General features: G+C 57.6%; 13 protein-coding genes and 1 tRNA gene. 4 read left to right on the forward strand and 10 right to left on the reverse strand.

All coding sequences use genetic code 11. The features are described from left to right. Window positions 1-51: 51 nt before the first annotated feature. Window positions 52-528 carry a rubrerythrin family protein gene (locus tag ASE07_RS04830; RefSeq protein ID WP_057289674.1) on the reverse strand — a complete coding sequence of 159 codons (477 nt, stop codon included), beginning with the start codon at window positions 526-528 and terminating at the stop codon, window positions 52-54. Between the two features lie 240 nt (window positions 529-768). Here ASE07_RS04830 and ASE07_RS04835 point away from each other — a divergent pair, with 240 nt between their 5' ends. Beyond that, window positions 769-3081 (forward strand): NADP-dependent malic enzyme, encoded by a 2313-nt coding sequence (locus ASE07_RS04835; protein WP_057289675.1) that lies wholly within the window; start codon window positions 769-771, stop codon window positions 3079-3081. A gap of 193 nt (window positions 3082-3274) precedes the next feature. On the opposite strand, the gene ASE07_RS04840 is transcribed toward ASE07_RS04835, so the two are convergent. Beyond that, complete coding sequence (locus ASE07_RS04840) at window positions 3275-4204, reverse strand: 5'-nucleotidase (RefSeq protein ID WP_057289676.1); 930 nt, start codon at window positions 4202-4204, stop codon at window positions 3275-3277. A gap of 258 nt (window positions 4205-4462) precedes the next feature. Next, window positions 4463-4549 (reverse strand) — tRNA-Leu (locus tag ASE07_RS04845). Window positions 4550-4676: 127 nt separating this feature from the next. On the opposite strand from ASE07_RS04845, the gene ASE07_RS04850 reads away from it, so the two are divergent. Continuing rightward, window positions 4677-6632, forward strand: coding sequence for an APC family permease (locus tag ASE07_RS04850; protein WP_057289677.1), 1956 nt, complete (start codon window positions 4677-4679; stop codon window positions 6630-6632). A 147-nt stretch (window positions 6633-6779) separates the two neighbouring features. Here ASE07_RS04850 and ASE07_RS04855 read toward each other — a convergent pair whose 3' ends face one another. Then, window positions 6780-7175 (reverse strand): hypothetical protein, encoded by a 396-nt coding sequence (locus ASE07_RS04855; protein ID WP_156396395.1) that lies wholly within the window; start codon window positions 7173-7175, stop codon window positions 6780-6782. A gap of 552 nt (window positions 7176-7727) precedes the next feature. Between ASE07_RS04855 and ASE07_RS04860 the strand changes: the two genes are divergently transcribed. Together ASE07_RS04860 and ASE07_RS28650 are read left to right on the forward strand one after the other, a co-directional pair. Further along, window positions 7728-8267, forward strand: coding sequence for a DUF2939 domain-containing protein (locus ASE07_RS04860; protein WP_057289679.1), 540 nt, complete (start codon window positions 7728-7730; stop codon window positions 8265-8267). Window positions 8268-8840: 573 nt separating this feature from the next. Beyond that, window positions 8841-8981, forward strand: coding sequence for a hypothetical protein (locus ASE07_RS28650; RefSeq protein WP_156396397.1), 141 nt, complete (start codon window positions 8841-8843; stop codon window positions 8979-8981). A 72-nt stretch (window positions 8982-9053) separates the two neighbouring features. Here ASE07_RS28650 and ASE07_RS04870 read toward each other — a convergent pair whose 3' ends face one another. From ASE07_RS04870 to ASE07_RS04900, 6 genes are all read right to left on the reverse strand, one after another. Continuing rightward, entirely contained in the window at window positions 9054-12173 is a 3120-nt protein-coding gene (locus ASE07_RS04870) for an efflux RND transporter permease subunit (RefSeq protein ID WP_057289681.1), read from the reverse strand. Between the two features lie 10 nt (window positions 12174-12183). After that, the gene (locus ASE07_RS04875) at window positions 12184-13311 is read right to left on the reverse strand and encodes an efflux RND transporter periplasmic adaptor subunit (RefSeq protein WP_057289682.1); all 1128 of its coding nucleotides are present in this window, start codon (window positions 13309-13311) and stop codon (window positions 12184-12186) included. 44 nt (window positions 13312-13355) lie between these two features. Further along, window positions 13356-14783 (reverse strand): efflux transporter outer membrane subunit, encoded by a 1428-nt coding sequence (locus ASE07_RS04880; RefSeq protein ID WP_057289683.1) that lies wholly within the window; start codon window positions 14781-14783, stop codon window positions 13356-13358. A 177-nt stretch (window positions 14784-14960) separates the two neighbouring features. Next, the gene (locus tag ASE07_RS04885; protein ID WP_057289684.1) at window positions 14961-16325 is read right to left on the reverse strand and encodes an MATE family efflux transporter; all 1365 of its coding nucleotides are present in this window, start codon (window positions 16323-16325) and stop codon (window positions 14961-14963) included. After that, on the reverse strand, window positions 16322-18037 hold the full coding sequence (locus ASE07_RS04890; RefSeq protein ID WP_057289685.1) for an ArnT family glycosyltransferase: 1716 nt from the start codon (window positions 18035-18037) through the stop codon (window positions 16322-16324). Before ASE07_RS04890 ends, ASE07_RS04885 begins: the two co-directional genes overlap by 4 nt. Before the next feature lie 201 nt (window positions 18038-18238). Next, on the reverse strand, window positions 18239-18505 hold the full coding sequence (locus tag ASE07_RS04900) for a type B 50S ribosomal protein L31 (RefSeq protein WP_057289687.1): 267 nt from the start codon (window positions 18503-18505) through the stop codon (window positions 18239-18241). Window positions 18506-18778 lie beyond the last annotated feature (273 nt).

Raw genomic sequence — 18778 nt, forward strand, 5'->3', positions numbered from 1 at the left:
TTGATGATGCGATGCGAAGATCACTACCGTCCGGGAACCGTTGCCGGCCCGTCACTCCGTCGTCGCGGCCAGCACCTTGCGGTAATTGTTGGCGTGGCGCTCTTCTACCTTTGCCAGTGCGGCAAAGCGCTTCGCAGCCATCTCCAGCGTGCGGCGGAAAGCGTCGGCATGCTCCTTCGACTCCGCGATCTGCTCGTCGAATTCGGCCACGGCTGCTGCATTGCCTTCCTGGACCGCAAGATGCCGGAACTGCGGGTACATCTCGGTATATTCATAGGTTTCCCCTTCGATCGCGATTTCAAGCGCCTTGGCCGGAGTGAGCTTTGCTTTTGGATACAGCAGGTCCAGGTGGCCGAATGCGTGCATGACTTCCTGGTCCGCGGTCTCTTCAAAGATCCTGGCCACATCGTCCGCACCGGCCTCGCGTGCCAGCTTGGCGAAGTAACGGTATTTGATGTGCGCCATCGACTCGCCCGCAAAAGCGGCTTCGAGGTTCTTCACGGTGACGAAATCCTGTTGCGTTGCCATGGTTTACTCCTTTGTCTGTTTGATTTATAAAATGAATCAACTTGAAGAAGATAATAGTTTTTTACATTAAATAAAGAAAATTGATTGTTTATATGAATCTGATAGTTTTTCGGTTCAAACAGGAAACCTCGCGATTCTGGTACCAAACGTCAACTTAACTAGGACAAATACGTATGATTTGTGACTATTCCCTCTGATAAAATCAGACGCTTTCCGCAAGCTAAAAAGGAAGGCCACATCATGGAATCATCGACGGATCAAAAAGAAGCGCTTCGCCAGCAATTACGGCAGGCTGCACTCGAGTACCATGAATTCCCGACCCCCGGAAAGATCAGTGTCACACCGACCAAGCAGCTGACCAACCAGCGCGATCTGGCACTGGCTTATTCCCCGGGCGTGGCTGCGGCTTGCGAAGAGATCGTCATCGATCCGGCCAATGCCTTCAAATACACCGCGCGCGGCAACCTCGTTGCGGTCATCACCAACGGTACCGCGGTACTCGGCCTTGGCAATATTGGCCCGCTGGCCTCCAAGCCGGTCATGGAAGGCAAGGGCGTGCTGTTCAAGAAGTTCGCCGGCATTGACGTGTTCGACATTGAAATCAACGAGACCGACCCGGACAAGCTGTGCGACATCATCGCCGCGCTGGAACCCACCTTTGGCGGTGTCAATCTTGAAGACATCAAGGCGCCCGAGTGCTTCTACATCGAGCGCAAACTGCGTGACCGCATGAAGATTCCGGTCTTCCACGACGACCAGCATGGCACCGCCATTATCGTCGGTGCAGCCATCCTCAACGGCCTCAAGGTCGTCGGCAAGGACATCAAGAATTGCAAACTTGTCGTCTCCGGAGCAGGTGCAGCTGCCCTGGCCTGTCTAGACCTGATCGTCGACCTCGGCTTCCCGATCGAAAATATTTTTGTTACCGACCTTGCCGGCGTGGTCTATAAAGGCCGTACCGAACTAATGGATCCTGACAAGGAGCGTTTCGCGCAGGAGACCAGCGCACGTACATTGTCCGACGTGATCCCGGATGCCGATATTTTCCTCGGCCTGTCCGCCGGCGGCGTGCTGAAGCCTGAAATGGTCGCCAGAATGAAGGCGCGTCCGCTGATCCTGGCCCTGGCCAACCCGACACCGGAAATCCTGCCTGAAGAAGTCAAGGCGGTGCGCAACGATGCCGTCATCGCGACCGGTCGTTCCGACTATCCCAACCAGGTCAACAACGTCCTGTGCTTCCCGTATATTTTCCGCGGCGCACTCGACTGCGGCGCGACCACCATTACGCGTGAAATGGAAATCGCGGTGGTGCATGCGATTGCCGACCTGGCGCAGGCCGAGCAATCCGATATCGTTGCTACGGCCTACGGCATCAGCAACCTGTCGTTCGGCCCGGAATACCTGATTCCGAAACCTTTCGACCCGCGCCTGATGATCAAGATCGCGCCGGCAGTCGCCAAGGCGGCGGAAGAGTCCGGTGTCGCTTCGCGCCCGATCCAGGACATGCAGGCGTATATCGACAGCCTGCAGCAATTCGTCTACCGCAGCGGCACCTTCATGAAGCCGATCTTCCAGATCGCGAAGAAGGCACCGGCGGCCCGCAAACGCATCGTGTTTGCCGAAGGCGAAGAAGAGCGTGTGCTGCGTGCGGTGCAGGTCGTGATCGACGAAAAGCTGGCACAGCCCATTCTCGTCGGCCGTCCCGCCGTGCTGGCGCAGCGCATCGAGAAGTTTGGCTTGCGCATGCGGCCGGAAGTGGATTTCGAAACGATCAATCCTGAATACGACGAGCGTTATCGTGAGTTCTGGCAGGAATACCTTGCGATGACCCGTCGCAAGGGTGTGACCGAGCAGTACGCAAAACTGGAAATGCGCCGCCGCCATACCTTGATCGGCGCGATGATGATCCATAAGGGCGCGGCCGATGGCATGATCTGCGGCACCTTCGGCACCACTGCGCTGCACCTGCATTATATTGACCAGGTGCTCGGCAAGCGCGAAGGCGTCAATGTCTACGCCGCGATGAATGCGCTGATCCTCCCGGATCGCCAGGTTGCGATGGTAGACACGCACGTCAATGAAAACCCGACGGCCGAACAGCTTGCCGAGATCACCATCCTGGCCGCGGAGGAAATGCGTCGTTTCGGCCTGTTGCCGCGCGCCGCGCTGCTGTCGCATTCCAATTTCGGCACCAGCAACAGCGAATCGGCCCGCAAGATGCGTGCGGCGCTCGAGATCATCCGCGAACGTGCGCCGGATCTGGAAGCCGATGGCGAAATGCACGGCGACACCGCTCTGGATCCAGTTCTCCTGAAAACCGTGATGCCGGATTCGCCGCTCAAGCGTGACGCCAATCTGCTGGTGCTGCCGAATATCGACGCGGCCAACATTTCGTACAATCTGCTGAAAACCGCTGCCGGCAACGGCATCGCCATTGGCCCGATCCTGCTCGGCTGTTCCAAACCGGTTCACGTGCTGACACCGTCGGCAACGGTTCGTCGTATCGTCAACATGACAGCGCTGTGCGTCATGGATGCCGTGGCCGAGCGTTAATCCGCGAGGCGCTCCTGAAAATCAGGAGCGCCTATCAAAGCAAGAGCGCACATAAGAAAGCCGTTCTTCCAAAAGGGGGAGCGGCTTTTCTATTGGCTTATTTATTACGGGCGGTACAAGTCGAGCGGATGCAAACCCGCAGATGAGGCGAGATGCCGCCCCTCGGGTAATTCAGAGGCAGCAAGAACCGGAACTACTGTTCGCTGCGCGTCTGCTCAAGCAGCTTCTTCAACGGGACGCGACCAGTCTGCACCAGCGGCGCGGCACGATCGCAATGCGCGAGCTGATCATCAAAGAAAATATGCGGTTTGAATGCGGCCAGCACATCGGATTTCGCGACGCCGCCCATGAAGAATGTTTCATCAATCGCGACATTCCATGCACGCAGCGTCCGGATAACGCGTTCATGAGCGGGCGAGGAACGTGCGGTGACCAGCGCAGTTCTGATGGGTCCGGAGCGACCATCGGGTGAGGTGAAATTATTCTGGATATACGACAGGGCCTTGAGCAAGCGCGCAAACGGACCTTCCGGCAAAGGCTTGAGCGCGTTCTCGCGTTCATGATCTTCAAAGGCCTCGATGCCTTGCGTCTGGTAAATCAGTTCCGATTCATCCGAGAAAATCACCGCGTCGCCATCGAAGGCAATGCGGATCTGATCAAGTTCTTCGAACGCGTTTTCCGGTTTCTGATAGAGCAGGGCGGACGCTACACCGGAATTGATTGCCGCCTGCACATCGTCCTCATGCAACGACAGGAACAGGCTGACATTAAATGCGTGCAAATAGGGTGCCAGCGGCGCTCCTCCTGACAACACCGCACGTGTGATGTCAAGATCATAATGACGGATTGAATTAAAAATCCGCATCGACGTCTCAGAAGAATTGCGTGACATGATGACGACTTCCACGAAACGTTGGTTATGTACCAGCATGTTCAGCTTAAGCAGCGCTCTGACAAGCGCAAAGCCTGAACCAAGTTTCAGGATTTCATTCTCATGATCGATCTGATGTTTCCTGTAAGCCTCGAGCCCCTGCGTACGAAAGATCGTTTCTTCTGCTTCCAGGTCAAATAATGCACGGGAAGAAATACCTACGACCAGCAGATTGTCGAGAGAAAAGGGCATGACGTTGACTGTATGGGGCGTACCAGGGCTATGAGTGAAACCACAAGTGCTGGCGCTGTACAACCGCCATCCACATTAGTATAACCGGCGGTTACCCAGTCTCGCGTCATCGTGGAGCGAGTCATGGTGCAGCGAGAATGGATTATCTGCTTGCCAATTGAAGGCGAAAGGTTTGAACATCAAGAACAACAATGCACAAAAACAGTTTCCAAAATAAAAAACGCACCTCTGAGGGTGCGTATTTATACTGCTTACGATTGGTGCCGAGAGCCGGAATCGAACCGGCACGCTGTCTCCAGCGCGGGATTTTGAGTCCCGTGCGTCTACCTATTCCGCCATCTCGGCAACGCGACCGCTATTATCGCCGATTTGCAGCAATCGAGCAACACGGATGCTGCCCGATTACATTGTCATATCGGAATCGAAAGGCGTATCATCGCCTACTTCCTGTTCATTACCTCGCATTATATTAATGAAGTCCGCCAAAATCCGCGAGATCGTCCTCGGCAAAGCATTAGACCCAATGAAGAGCGAGACCCGCCACTCGCTTGCCCTGGTCGCCTTTCTTGCCTGGGTCGGTCTGGGGGCGGATGGATTATCGTCGTCCGCATACGGACCAGAAGAAACTTTCCGGGCCCTTGGCGAGCACAGTCATCTTGGCCTTTACATGGCGCTCGCCACGGCCATCACCGTATTCATTATTGCGCTGGCATACAACCAGGTGATTGAGTTGTTCCCGACAGGCGGCGGCGGTTACCGGGTCGCTTCCATCCTGGTCGGCCCTTATCTCGGTCTTATAGCCGGTTGCGCGCTGATCCTTGACTATGTCCTCACCGTGGCGATCTCTGTCGCGGCTGGCGTGGAAGCGCTTGCATCCCTGTTGCCGCTCGGATTCCATCCCTACAAATTACCTGCCGAAGCTTTCTTCATCGGCCTGTTAATCATCCTTAACCTGCGCGGCATGAAGGAAGCCATCCGCATCCTGTTGCCGATCTTCCTTGGGTTTGTGGTTACGCATTTTGCGTTGATCGTCTACGGCATATTCGCCCATGCATCCTACCTGCCGTCACTGATACCGAGCACTTTGTCGGAAACGACTTCACTGGCCGACAACATTGGCTGGATCAGTGTGGCCGGCATGCTGCTGCTGGCTTATTCGCAGGGCGGCGGCACTTATACCGGCCTGGAAGCAGTATCGAACAACGTTAATATTCTTGCCGAACCGCGCGTGCACACCGGCAAGATGACTATGATCTACATGGCATTATCGCTCGCTTTCACAGCCAGCGGCATCATCCTGCTTTATCTCTTGTGGGATGCCAAGCCGGTTGAAGGGCAGACGCTGAATGCATCTACCTTTCGCGCCATCATTGAAAGCCTCGGCTTCAGCGCCTGGAGCAATCAGATTGCCTTGACCCTGGTACTGGCGTTCGAGGCGGGTCTGCTGTTCGTTGCGGCTAATACCGGTTTCCTCGGTGGACCGGCGGTGTTGTCGAATATGGCGGCGGATTCCTGGGTTCCGCACAAATTCCGTTACCTCTCGACCCGCCTTGTCACGCAAAACGGTATCCTCGTGATGGGCATCGCGGCGCTTGCGATCCTGTTCTGGACCGGCGGCAGCGTCACGCTGCTAGTCGTGTTGTATTCGGTATCGGTGTTCCTCACCTTCGCCATTTCGCTTTTCGGTTTATGCCTGTACTGGTGGCGCCATCGCGACCAGCAATACTGGATGCGTCGCCTGTTGTTGTCGCTGACCGGCTTTATCATCTGCGCCGGTATCCTGTGCGTATTGCTGGTTGAAAAGTTCACCGAAGGCGGTTGGGCTGCAGCAGTCATCATCGGCGCAATTGCGGCGCTATGCATCTATATCCGCAACCATTACCGCGATACCAAGAATGCGATTCACCAGGTGGACCAAGTGTTCGCCAACCAGCCATTCGGCAGCCATGTCGGTGCCATTGATCCGGACCCTGAGGCGCAGACGGCAATCTTCATCGTCGGCTCATCGCGAGGCGGTGGCCTGCATGCGTTGCTCTGGGTGCAGCGCATGTTCCCAGGGCACTTCAAGAACTTCATTTTTGTGAACGCACGGACAGTGGACTCGCATGCTTATGGCGGAGAGGGTGCTGTCGAACACTTACGCGCCGAAGCGAATGCCACCCTCAAGTTCTTCGTCGATTTTTGCCACAGCCATAATATGGCGTCGGCAGCTTATCTGGGATTCGGTACAGATGTGGTCGACGAAGTAACCAAGCTATGCGAAACCATCAACAAGGAATATCCAAATTCCATTTTCTTCACCAGCAAACTGATCTTTGAACACGACAACTGGTTCACCCGCTTATTGCATAACCAGGCGGCATTGGCGATTCAGCGCAGGCTGCATTTCGAGAGTTTGCAAATGGTGATTCTGCCGATGAAAGTCTAACATCCGTACTTCCCTAATCGGGTCCACGGTAGTGCCTCAACGGATTGACTTATCGTCTAACCGTTACGCTCAACTCAATGTAATTCGAAGGCTCGGTATCACGCGCGTTGGACGCAAGACGTTCTGGTGCTAGCAAGAGCCCTTCAGTCAAGGGCCCAAGGCGTTGACGTCGGCTTCATGCAGCCACATGATGGCGCCAGTCATATCATTGTAGAAAACGCGATAGTCGCCTTCACCAAACGCCAATCGGGCGAGATAGGCGAGCTTTGCGTTCGGTACGACAATCGCCCGTCGGAATGGGACTCTCTCAAGTCGTTCGTCCAGTGCGCGCTGTGACAGCACAACATCCACGGAAGGCGGCTCCATCTCGAGGGCGTCGAGCAAGACACGCCCATGGCCGAGGTCTTCAACGAGCTGGAGAATCTGTTCCTGGCATTGGCGCAATAGCTGTTGCGTCGGTACGCCCCTGATACGGCCAAGGATGAGATCACCCACGGGTTCAACCCAGAGCTGCGGGATCGGTTGGTAAGTTGCGATTGTCATGGCAAGCGAAGAAAGCAGATTTCCTCGAATCATACGCGCGCGTTTCACCGTGATGGGAATGCCAGGTAGAAATCTTGAGAACCATCAAATTACTGGCTCTGACTCTTGTGTGGAGGCTAGGTGGATACGATAAAACAGACAGCCATTTGCCGGGCTGTCCGTCTCACCACCGTAGCGAAACAGGCAATAGCTAGTATGAAAAAGACTGTGCATTTATACAGTTTATTCCTGCCTGAAAGGAGAAAATGCGGCTACGATTAAGACAGCCAGTCAGGTAAAAATGGTTGTCCTGCGTTTAATATTGACGACGCATTATTGTTATTCGGCACTGCCTTACTGCACTGGACGTCTATCCGATTGATCATCAACTTATTGAAGACTTTTGTGTGCAAGGAATACGTCGACGAGTACATGCCGCGTTCGGTTCGCGTCGAGTAATGCGAACAAAGTCGGAAACGGAATCCCTCCCAGGCTGGTCGTTCTCCGATGTACTATGCGGACACTGTCACACCAGCGATGTGCTGGTCTGCGCATCCCTTATAAGAAAGCATCATGAAAAAAGTTGTTATCGTCGCCGTCGCGCTGGTCAGCCTACTGGGTATGGCCAGTTATTTCAGCCCGCACTGGACGCTATATCGGATGCGCAGCGCGGTTGAAAGCCGGGATTACAAGGCGTTTTCATCGTATGTCGATTTCACTTCACTGCGTAACAGCTTTAAACAGCAGATGACAGGGAAAGGCGACGACGACAGGGTCGATCAGGATAACGGCAATCCACTGGAGCCACTAACGCGCGCGATCGTCAGCGGCCTGGCGGGGCCGTTGATTGATGTGATGCTGACACCGGCCGGTGTTATCGAGATGCTGGGCGCTGGCAAGCCTGGTGTAACGCAATCGGTGGTTGCGAGCACTGTGACCCAGGTACCGAACATTTCGGCGCTTCCCGACATGAAATTGTCTTATCGTGGTTGGGACAATGTGCTGTTTCGCGCTGAAGGGTTGCCGGAAGCAAGCGGGTATTTTGTGCTTCAGCGCCAGGGGTGGTGGACCTGGAAACTGGCCGCAGTGGAATTGAACACTGCGACCAAATAATGTTCTCAGGTGCCTCCTGCGCCAATTCCTGGTCTTGCTGAGTCAGCACGCGGCTCCCATAGACATGGCATGTGTCCATGTCCGATATCCGGTTTAATTGCATTTTTTGCAAAACTTCGGACTACAGGACGCGCGTGGAATACAAACTGTTGCAGAGGCTGGGCATTGTCCTTCTCGGGGTTGGGGTTGTGGCCGCAAATATGGATGCGGCCCTGATGTCCATGGTCTGTATTATGGCGGGCGCCATAATATTGCTGTGCGGCCTCGTTGGCGCGTGGTTTAACGAAGATTAGCGTCTCGCACCACGCCCTTTATAATTACCTGCATCCATCACATCGCCTACCTTCTCGGGGTGTGACGAGATTGCGTAGCGCTTTCAATGTCGAACAGCTGTTTGGCTGGGCACTTAATACCAATCCCAACCCATAACGCAACATGAGATCGTGTCTTTTTCCGCCTGCCTGCGTTGCACTCGTCGTCAATAGCCCGCTATTGACTCCTCCTGCGCCTTGCCAGTCAAAAAAATCCATCGATCTCATTTGTCACAGGCACAAGGCCATACAGAGGGAAATCATGAAGCAACAAGGCTGGACAATTATTCAAACCATGATCGTGCTGCTGATTCTTGGCATCGTCGGCACCATTGCGGTGCGTGCAATCATTGACATGCGTTGTGAAGAAGACGCGACACGGTCAATCTGCGCCAAGCGCTGACCAACAGGAGGTAACGATGCACCGCATCGCAAAGCGTGTGAAGCCTCAGAACGCCAAGGCTTCACAACGCCATCAATGTATTTCGCTGCGCTCAGGCTCGGATGTCGGCACAAGCTGATTGCCAGGCTTGCGTCGGCGAAGCAGGCGGCGCAGTAAGTGCTCGAGATCGTCGATATAAGTAAAGACCGCCGGCACCACTAGCAGGCTCAACAGTGTTGACGTAATCAGTCCCCCGATCACCGCCGTCGCCATCGGCGAACGGAAGCTCGGGTCCGCTCCCCATCCCAACGCCAGTGGCATCATGCCTGCTCCCATGGCAATCGTCGTCATCACGATGGGACGGCTGCGTTTGTGGCAGGCGTCAACCAGCGCGTCGAATCGATTCATGCCCGCATGGCGCGCCAGGATCGCGTAGTCCACCAGCAGGATGGAATTCTTGGTCACGATACCCATCAGCATGATCAGGCCGATCATCGACGGCATTGACAAGGCCTTGCCGGTCAGCAGCAGCGCGACGAAGGCGCCGCCGATGGAAAGAGGTAAGGCCGCCAGAATGGTGACTGGCTGCATGAAGTCCTTGAAGAGCAGTACCAGCACGCCATAGATGCACAGAACACCAATCAGCATGGCAGTGCCGAAGCTTGCGAACAGCGCCTGCATCTCCTGGGCGTCGCCGAGTTCCGCGATGCGTACCGAAGGCGGGAGGTTCCTCATCGACGGCAGGGCGCGTGCTTCCGCATTCAATTCTCCCAGCGAACGACCACCCAGTTCGACATCGAGCGTGACGTTACGGCTGCGGTTGAGACGGTCGATCTGCGCCGGTCCGCTCTCGATGGTGACGCTTGCGACATTGCCGAGCATGACCGGGCCATGTTTGCCGGGGACGTTAAGACGTTCGATAGATTCCAGGTCGGCGCGTACTTCATCGGGCAGCTTGACCCGGATGGGTACCTGGCGCTCCGATAGGTTGAGCTTCGGCAGGCTGATATCGTAGTCACCCGCCGTCGCAACACGGACTGTTTCGCCGATACTGGATGCTGTCACGCCGAGATCGGCCGCCCGGGCGAAATCGGGGCGCACGATGATTTCCGGCCGCACCAGCGATGCGCTGGAACTCACATTGCCGATACCTTTCAGCGTACGCAACTCACGTTCGACCTTTTGTGCGGACTCCTGCAAGGCGATCGGATCTTCGCTGCGCAATACCAGCTGCATCTTGACGCCGGTATCCGGCGGGCCGACATTGAAGCGGGCTCCGGGTATGTCGGCGAGCCGCTGGCGCAATTGTTGTTCGAGCGCCGACATCGATTCCTCGCGCTCGGTACGATGCACGGTGGTCAGCGTGAGCACCGCACGGCGCGCTTCTGCCGCCGCGCCGGGTGCGAAGGCGTCACCGCTGGACCCGCCGCCGATAGAGCTGAATACACCGACAATGCCATTCACCTGCATCGCTGCAAGCCGGGCACGTTCTGACACTTCACGGGTTTCAGCCAGCGTGCTGCCGGGGGGCAGTTCGATATTGATCTGTGTTTGATTGCGGTCGGCGGCAGGTACGAAGCCGGTTGGCAGCAGCGGTACCAGCGCAATCGAACCCACAAAAAATACCGCGGAGCCGATCGCCGTTATCAGCCGGTGGCGCAGACACCATTGCATCACGACCATGTAACGACGCATGATCCAGCCGTCTTTTTGCTCGACCACTTTCACCGGCTTGAGCAAATAGGCGGCCATCATGGGCGTGAGCAGTCGAGCCACGACTAGTGACGCAAGGATGGCGATGACGGCGGTCCATCCGAACTGTTTGAAAAACAGGCCGGGTATCCCGCCCATGAAAGCGGTCGGCAGGAAAACCGCGACCAGCGCAAAGGTCGTGGCGATCACGGCCATGCCGATTTCATCCGCCGCTTCCAGCGCGGCCTGCATCGGTGTTTTTCCCATGTGCAGGTGGCGTGCGATGTTTTCGATTTCGACGATCGCATCGTCCACCAGGACACCGACCACCAACGCCAGCGCGAGCAAGGTCACCGTGTTGAGCGTATAGCCGAAGTAAGACAAGCCGAGGAAGGTCGGAATCACCGACAGTGGCAGCGCCGCTGAGGCCACCAGGGTCGCGCGCCAGTCGCGCAGGAACCACCACACCACCAGGACTGCGAGCAGGGCGCCTTCGTAGAGCAGGTGCATGGAACCGTCGAAATTTTCTTCCACCGGCCGGGCGTTGTCGATCACTTCCTTGAGCGCGATATTGGGATGCGCCTTTTGCAATTCTTCAATGGCCGCACGAGCACCTTTGGCGACCGCGAGTTCGCTTGCACCCTTGGTACGGAAAATTTCAAAGCCCACCACCTTGCGGCCATCCTGGGTCGCTTCCGATCTTTGTTCAGCGATGGTATCGCTGACCGTGCCGATCTGATCCAGTCGGATACGTCTTCCACCCTGCAAGGGAATATCAAGGGCCGCGAGTTCGGACGCTGTCTTGACGGTAGCAATGGTACGCACCGCCTGCTCGGCACCGCTGACATCGCCGCGACCGCCGGGTGCTTCTTGCTGCACCAGCCTCAGCTGGCGTGACACGTCGATGGCGGAGACCCCCAGCGCGGCCATCCTGCCGGCATCAAGCTCAATGCGGATTTCCCGTGTTGCGCCGCCGATGCGCTTGATGGCACCGACTCCCGGCACGGCAAGGATGCGCTTGGTCACGGCATCGTCGACAAACCAGCTCAGCTCTTGCTGGTCGAGGTGGCTTTCGATACCCGGCGCGACGCTGGCGATGAAGGTCAGCACCGCGCGCCCGGCAGTCGGGTTCTTGGTGACCGACGGATCGCGCAATTCGCTGGGCAAGTCGGCGCGTACGCGCGCGACCGCATCGCGCACATCGTTGACCGCTTCGGCGATCTGCTTCTCCAGGATGAACTCGACGCTGATCTGTACCTGCCCGTCGAGCACCTTGGTGTACATGTTCTTGACGCCTTGTACCGATGCGATCGAGTCCTCGATCTTGCGGGCGACTTCGGTTTCCAGTTGCGCCGGTGCGGCGCCGGGCAGGGACGCGTTGACCATCACGATAGGCAGTTCGATATCGGGAAAGTCCTGTACTGCATTCGCCCGATAGGCCAGCAGTCCGGCCAGCGTCAACAGCGTGAACAGCATGATGGCCGGAATAGGGTTCCGGATGGAGAAGGCGGAAAAGTTCACGCTGCAATCCTTATTTGGCGGCCGGCGTCACGACCTTGACCAGGTCGCCGTCGTTGAGGAAGCCGGCACCGCTTGCGACGACGGCGGCTTCGGCGTTGATGCCTTCGAGTACTTCGACCCGATCTGCAAGGCGACGGCCGGTTTTAACTTTTACCTGGCTGACACGATTGTCCGGGTTGAGGCGGAATACATAGCTGAAGCCGTCACGGACGACGATGGCTTGCTGCGGAACGGTCAGGGCTGCAGACGTGCCGAGATCGAACTCTCCTTTGGCAAACATGCCGGCCTTGGCGGGTGCGAGGTTTTCCGCGGTCGGTGTGAGATCGACATAGACCAGTGCGGATCGGGTCTGCGGATCGACCGTTGGCGCAAACTTGCGAATCCGGCCCTTGATGTCGGTGCCGTTGGCGGCGGTCACCACGGCAGGTGTGCCGACGCGTAGTTTGCCTAGTTCGGTTGCCGTGACTTCGGCGCGCCATTCAAGACGGCCCTGACGGATCAGCCTGAACAACTCGGTACCGGCAGGGACGACCGCGCCGACGGTGGCACTGCGCGACGAGATGATGCCGTGGTCCGGGGCTGTCAGGCGTGCATACTTCAGGCGCAACTGTTGTGCTGACAGGGTTGCCCTGGCTGCCTCGACCTTGGCCTTGGCGGTCTGCTCGGTGGTGAGGTACTGATTGATCTGCTGGGTGCTGAGCGCGCCGGTCTCTTGCAGTGTGCGGGCGCGGGCCGCATTACCCGCCGCATCGGCGGCGTTGGCCTGTGCTTCCATGAGCGCCGCGCGGGCCTGTGCCACATCCGCCTTGACGCTTTCATCGGCGAACGTTGCGAGGACCTGCCCTGCGCGTACCGTGTCGCCAACGTTGACACGCACATCGGTCAGGCGCAAGCCATTGGACTCGCTGCCGACGATGGCTTCTTGCCAGGCCGCGATATTGCCGTTCGCCGCCAGCCTGACAGGCACGTTGGCTTGCGACGGCTTGATGGTGGTGACGGTCAGTGCCGGTTTCGGACCTGGGCCGCCCTTGTCGTCGGCAGCGACCGGTTTGCCCGATAACAGCATGATCGCCATCGCCACCAACACGGCTGCGGCAAACAAAGCAATCGAAAGCGGTTTGAGAGGAATGCGTTTCATGTTTTCAGTGTGTCCATGTCATAAGGGAAGTGCATGGGGCAGTGTTATCGGTACTGCGTGGTATTCCATCCGCCACCGGCGGCACGGTACAGCGCAATCCATGCATTGATACGTTCATTTTGCAGCGCAACGACGGCGAGTTCCGCGGCCAGGCGGGTGCGGCGAGATTCTTCGAGTTCGACCAGGCTGGCAAGCCCTCCCTTGTAGCGTGCTTCGGTCGCGGCGAAGGAACTGCGATAGCCTTCTGCCGCCACACGTGCATCGTCGCCGCGTGAGGCTGTGCTTTGCAAAGTGACCAGGGCTTCCTCGACTTCGCGTACCGCTTGCCTGACTTGCGCCCGATAGCGGACCACGGCATCGTCATAACGCGCGCGTGCCGCTTCGGCATTGGCTGCGCGCCGTCCACCGTCAAACACCGGCAGGCTGAGCGCAAGCGGCCCTATTGACCAGGTCGACAGGTCAAGATCCGTGCCGCCGGTACGGAACCGCGTCGCACCCACTGATCCGTTCAGAGTCAGGCGCGGGTAACGTTGCGCATCGGCGGCGCCGACGTCGGCACTAGCAGCAGCGACTTCACGCTCGACATTGAACACGTCGGGCCGCTGCGACAAGATGTTGGCGGGCAGGCTGTCAACCGACATCAAAAAGCTTTGCGGAAGCACTGCGGGGGAACTGGCAAGGCGCTGCCTGAGTGACGCCTCGGGTAGTGCGGTCAGCGATGTCAACGCTTTCAATTGCACTTCGCATTGACCTTGTTGCTGAGTCGCGCGGCTGTTGGCATCCGCCGCGCTGGCCCGGGCAAGCGCGGCATTGGCAGGTGCCTGAAAGCCGGCTTCGGCGCTCAGTCCGGCCAGGCGCGCCGTCTCTGCGCGCGATGTGGCATCTGATCTGGTAATGGCCAGCAGCAGTTCGCAGCCGCGTAGCTGGTAATACCGGGCCGCCAGTTCAGCAGCGACCGACACCCGCGCTTCATGCCAGCCGGCCTGCGCGCCGGCCAGGCGTTCTTCCGCTGCGGTACGCGCAGCGCGATTGCCGCCGAACAGATCGATTTCCCATCCTGCCTGAAGGCCAGTCTGCAAGGCGCTTCCGGTTGGTGTCGGCGGCTGCGAGCGGGCGCGGGTTGCACTAACGGAGCCATCGAGTGCAGGCAGCAGGGACGCGCCGGCAATGGTTTGGCTGGCACGTGCCTGGGCGATACGTGAGGCGGCCGCGGAGACAGTGGGACTGGCTTCCTGTGCCGCCGTAATCAATTCAACCAGTAAAGGATCGTTGTGCTGTTGCCACCAGTGCGAAAGGTTTTCCACGCTTCCGCCATGCGGCAAACCGGGTTGTGCGTCGATGGATGCGGCGGGCAGGGCGGCGTGCCACTGCGGCGGTGCGTTAGCCTCCACCTTGACCGGCGGCATGGTGGGCGAGCAGGCTGCCAGTAAGAGTGGCACGCTGGCTGTTGCAAACAGTCTAAATGTCTTCATGCTTCTTTCATATGGATAGTCATATGCGTATTGCATGCATGGTTGTTATGGGCTTATGGTCGCAGGCCGCTATCGGGCAACAAAAACGGGGAATGCCATCCCATAGTCCCATCCCCTGTGAAAACTGCGCTAAATCTCGCCATGGTATAGGCAAAAGACATCCGGTTACCATTGCATTCAATGACTATAACGCGCCCGTCGCTGCACGATTTTCAGATACCAGAGCAGGCCGGCGGCGACTAATGCAAGGCTGGCGCTATTCCCCATCCAGAATCCGGCGGCGCCCTGCAGTGCCGGCGGCGCAATGCCGTAGGGATCCAGGCCGAGAATATATCCGCCACCGAGTCCGATACCCCACAGCGCCACTGCATAGATCAGCGTTGGTACGACGGCTACCCTGTAGGCCCGCAGCACGAACGCCGTTGTCACCTGAACCGAATCGAAAAGCTGATAAAACGCGATGAAAACGAACAAGGGCAGCGCCGCTGTCACGATCGCCGGGTCGGGGGTGTAAGCGCGCACGATCAGGCCTCGTGATAACCACACCACGCATCCGATGCTGACCGCCAGTATTGCGGCGAGCCGGATGCCGGATGTGCCGATACGGCGCGCGGTGTCCAGCTCACGGGCGCCGATCGCTTGCGCGACCAGGGTGCCGCTGGCATTCGCGATCGCCAGCGGCAGCATGTACAGAACCGTCGCAAAGTTGGCCGTGACCTGATGACCGGCCAGAGTAGTCGCCCCCAGCCTTGCGATAAACAAGGCCATGAAAGTGAAGGCGGTGACTTCGATCAGATAGCTCAGGCCCATCGGAATGCCGAGCCGAAGCAACTCGCGCTGCGCCTTCCAGCTTGGCAGGATGAAGCCAGTCCCAAACAGTCCGTAAGCATGGTAACTGGCGCCGGTGCGCAAGATCACCGCGCAAGTGATGAATATGAACCATGAAATCAGCGTGGTCGCGAGCGCGCACCCAGGTCCACCCATGGCCGGAATACCCAAGCCACCAAAAATGAACAGGGCATTGACTGGCACCTTCAAGACCAGGCCGGCGATTTGCAGTGCCATCACCATTTTCGGCCGGCCGATCGCGGTATTGAGAGACGCGTACAGGCGAAAGCCCATGGTCGCCGGCAGGGCGAAGGCAAGCGTACGCAGATAAAGCGTCGCCTTGTCATTCAGTTCGGACGAAGCGTGCGCCAGCGACAGCAAGGGTGCGGGAAAAACCAGTGCAATGCATCCCGCAATGGTCAGAAACAGGGCCAGCCATGCGCCCTGTTTCATTTCGGTCCCGATATCGTGGTAACGCCCCGCGCCGAACAGTTGTCCGACCACAGGAGAGAGCGCCGCCAGTACGCCATTCAGGCCGACGAAAATACTCACGTAGACCGATGTGCCGATGGCGAGCGCGGCCAGATCTGTTGCCGAAAAGCGCGAAGTCATCGCGGTATCGATGACCCCGTTGGCAATCACTGCCAGCTGGCCGACCAGAATGGGCCAGGCGAGGGCTGCAATGCGTGTGGTGTGGTTGCGAGTTTCTTTCAATTCAAGCGTTCAAATAGCCGGAAGCGCTCGTCCTTGTCTGACGGACGGCGTCCTTCCCAGAGCAGGCGCCATTTGCTGCCGCCATACTGGACCGTCTTGATGTTATCCCGGCCGCGTTTGCTATCCTGCAGCAGGAGATACCTGCAGTCCGCATCATGGCGTTGCGAAAACGGCACTTCCCCGAAATAGACGAACGATGCGCGTTGCGCCGGGCCGACATTGGTATTGATACAGTACTTCCCCTGCGGCAGACGTTCGGCAAGCTGATGGGCGACACTGGCGTAACTCTTGCCATAGTTAATCCATGGCAGCCACAGCGTCATCAGCAATAGCCAGCACAAGATCACGCCACCGGACGACAGCACTACCGCTCGCCACAGCACGGATGGGCGCCGCGCCACGCGCCAGCGCACCAGTAACACCCAGCCGATGCTGGCAAAGACTGCGACAAGGAAAGCCAGCAAGTTGAATTCCGGTTTGAAACCCGGGGCCAGCTTGAACGCATTCTTGGCAATCTGTGCCGGCCATCCTGTCTGCTTGGCAATCCAGCCAATCCAGATAAACCCGGCGCAAGTCGTCAGCGTCATGACCGAGAACCAGTCGACAGCATTGATCGCGCCGCGTTTCATTGTCGGGAGGCCAAATGCGGCAAGAATTGCCAACGGCGGCAGCATCGGCAACAACACACCTTCCTCGGAGCGGGTATGAAACAGGGCGAGCAGGGCGCAGGCAATAAAGAAAGTCAGCGGAATGGTGATGTGCGGCGCCTGGTACTGCCGGCGCCAAGCATAAACCGCCCATCCGGCAAATGGCCATGCCGGCCAGGCAAACCAGATACCGTTCTTGAAAAAGTTGCGCAGCGTTTCATACGATGGCCAGCCGAGCTGGCCATAGTTCCAGAGCATCCACGCGTCATACGGCGTGCTGTCGAATGGTCGTACGATGCTACTGGCGATCAGCCAGGGACTGGCAACGGCAATTGCTACCGGAAACGTTATTGCCACCAGCCGCAGGACAATGGTGCGCTCGCGGAATGATGCAAGAGATAGCAGACCGAGCCAGAGCGCTAGCGGAACCACCCAGCCGCGCGACAGGACCAGCAAACCCATGCTCAGGCCGAGCAGGGCGGCAGCCCGCAGTGAGCATCTTTCAAACAGCGTCGTGGCGGCGTACAGGCAGAAGGCCACCAACGATACCTGAAGCGCTTCGGTGCTGGTGCTATGGCTGTGCAGCAGCAGGCCGAGGCAGCCAAGGAAAATAAGCAATGCACCGTCGGCGAGTGTGCGTCCGTAGTCACTAGGTTCAGGTTGGCCGCCGAAAGCCAGCCTCAAAGGTTGTGCTTCCGGGCGTCGCCCCAACAGATAGGTGGTGTACCAGACTGCAATCGAACCGAGCAGGAAGAAACCGGCCGGTGCGAGCCGTGCAGCAAGCGCATCGCCCAGGAGCCAGCCGAACAGCTTGATGCAAACGGCACCGATCCAGTAAGCCAACGGCCCCTTTTCCGCCATCGGCAGACCGACGATATGCGGGAATAGCCAATCTTCCAGTGAACCGTGCGCCATGGTCCACATGATGCCGAAGCCAGCCGCATCATCAGTTTTCCAAGGGTCGCGTCCGATCAGGCCCGGCACGATATAGAGCAGGCAAAGCGCGAACAAAGCCGCGCGTGGAAGCGCCTGCGTAGCAGCGGCAGGGAGGCGGACAGGCTTCATGATGGAAACTGGAATGGTTTTTGTGTGCCCAGCTGCGGAATGCCGACGCAATTCATGGAATTGGCGATCAGCAATGTACAGGCTGGAACCTTGTTATTAAGTTCGGCGTAATTGTGCCGGAAAAGCACTACCCATGCTGCCTGAAAAGCAAAAAAGGCAGCCTGAGCTGCCTTTTCCAAACAACACGCAAACAGCAGTAAATTAACCTGCGGCTTGTGTCTTCGAACCACGTGTGCCGAACTTCTGGCGGAATTTCTCAACGCGGCCGGCGGTGTCGACGATCTTGTGCTTGCCGGTGTAGAACGGGTGGGACTCAGCGGAAACTTCAATCTTGACGAGGGGGTAGTCCTTGCCTTCGAAGTTGATGGTTTCCCGGGTCTGGATCGTCGAACGGGTGATGAATTTGAAGTCGTTGGACATGTCCTGGAATACGACTTCGCGATAATTCGGGTGTGCGCCTTCTTTCATGCTTTTCCTCTGATTAGTTTGGTAGCCAATCGGCACTTCGTCGGTCGTCTCGCTTCTTGACCCGATTGCCGGTCACTTGCCGTGGGTGAAAACCGGAAATTATACATCAATCGAAAGAGCGGTTTCCGCTCTTTGCTATCGGTGAACGGTTAATAATCGTAGTTGATTAAATTGCAATATCGCCGGAGAATGCATCTACGAAATACGGTTCCGTGTAATTTGCCTTTTCAAGGATCAGTGATGTTTCAGTACGAATTTGAATTAAATAATCAA

The sequence above is a fragment of the Noviherbaspirillum sp. Root189 genome (genome assembly GCF_001428545.1).
GTDB lineage: Bacteria > Pseudomonadota > Gammaproteobacteria > Burkholderiales > Burkholderiaceae_D > Noviherbaspirillum.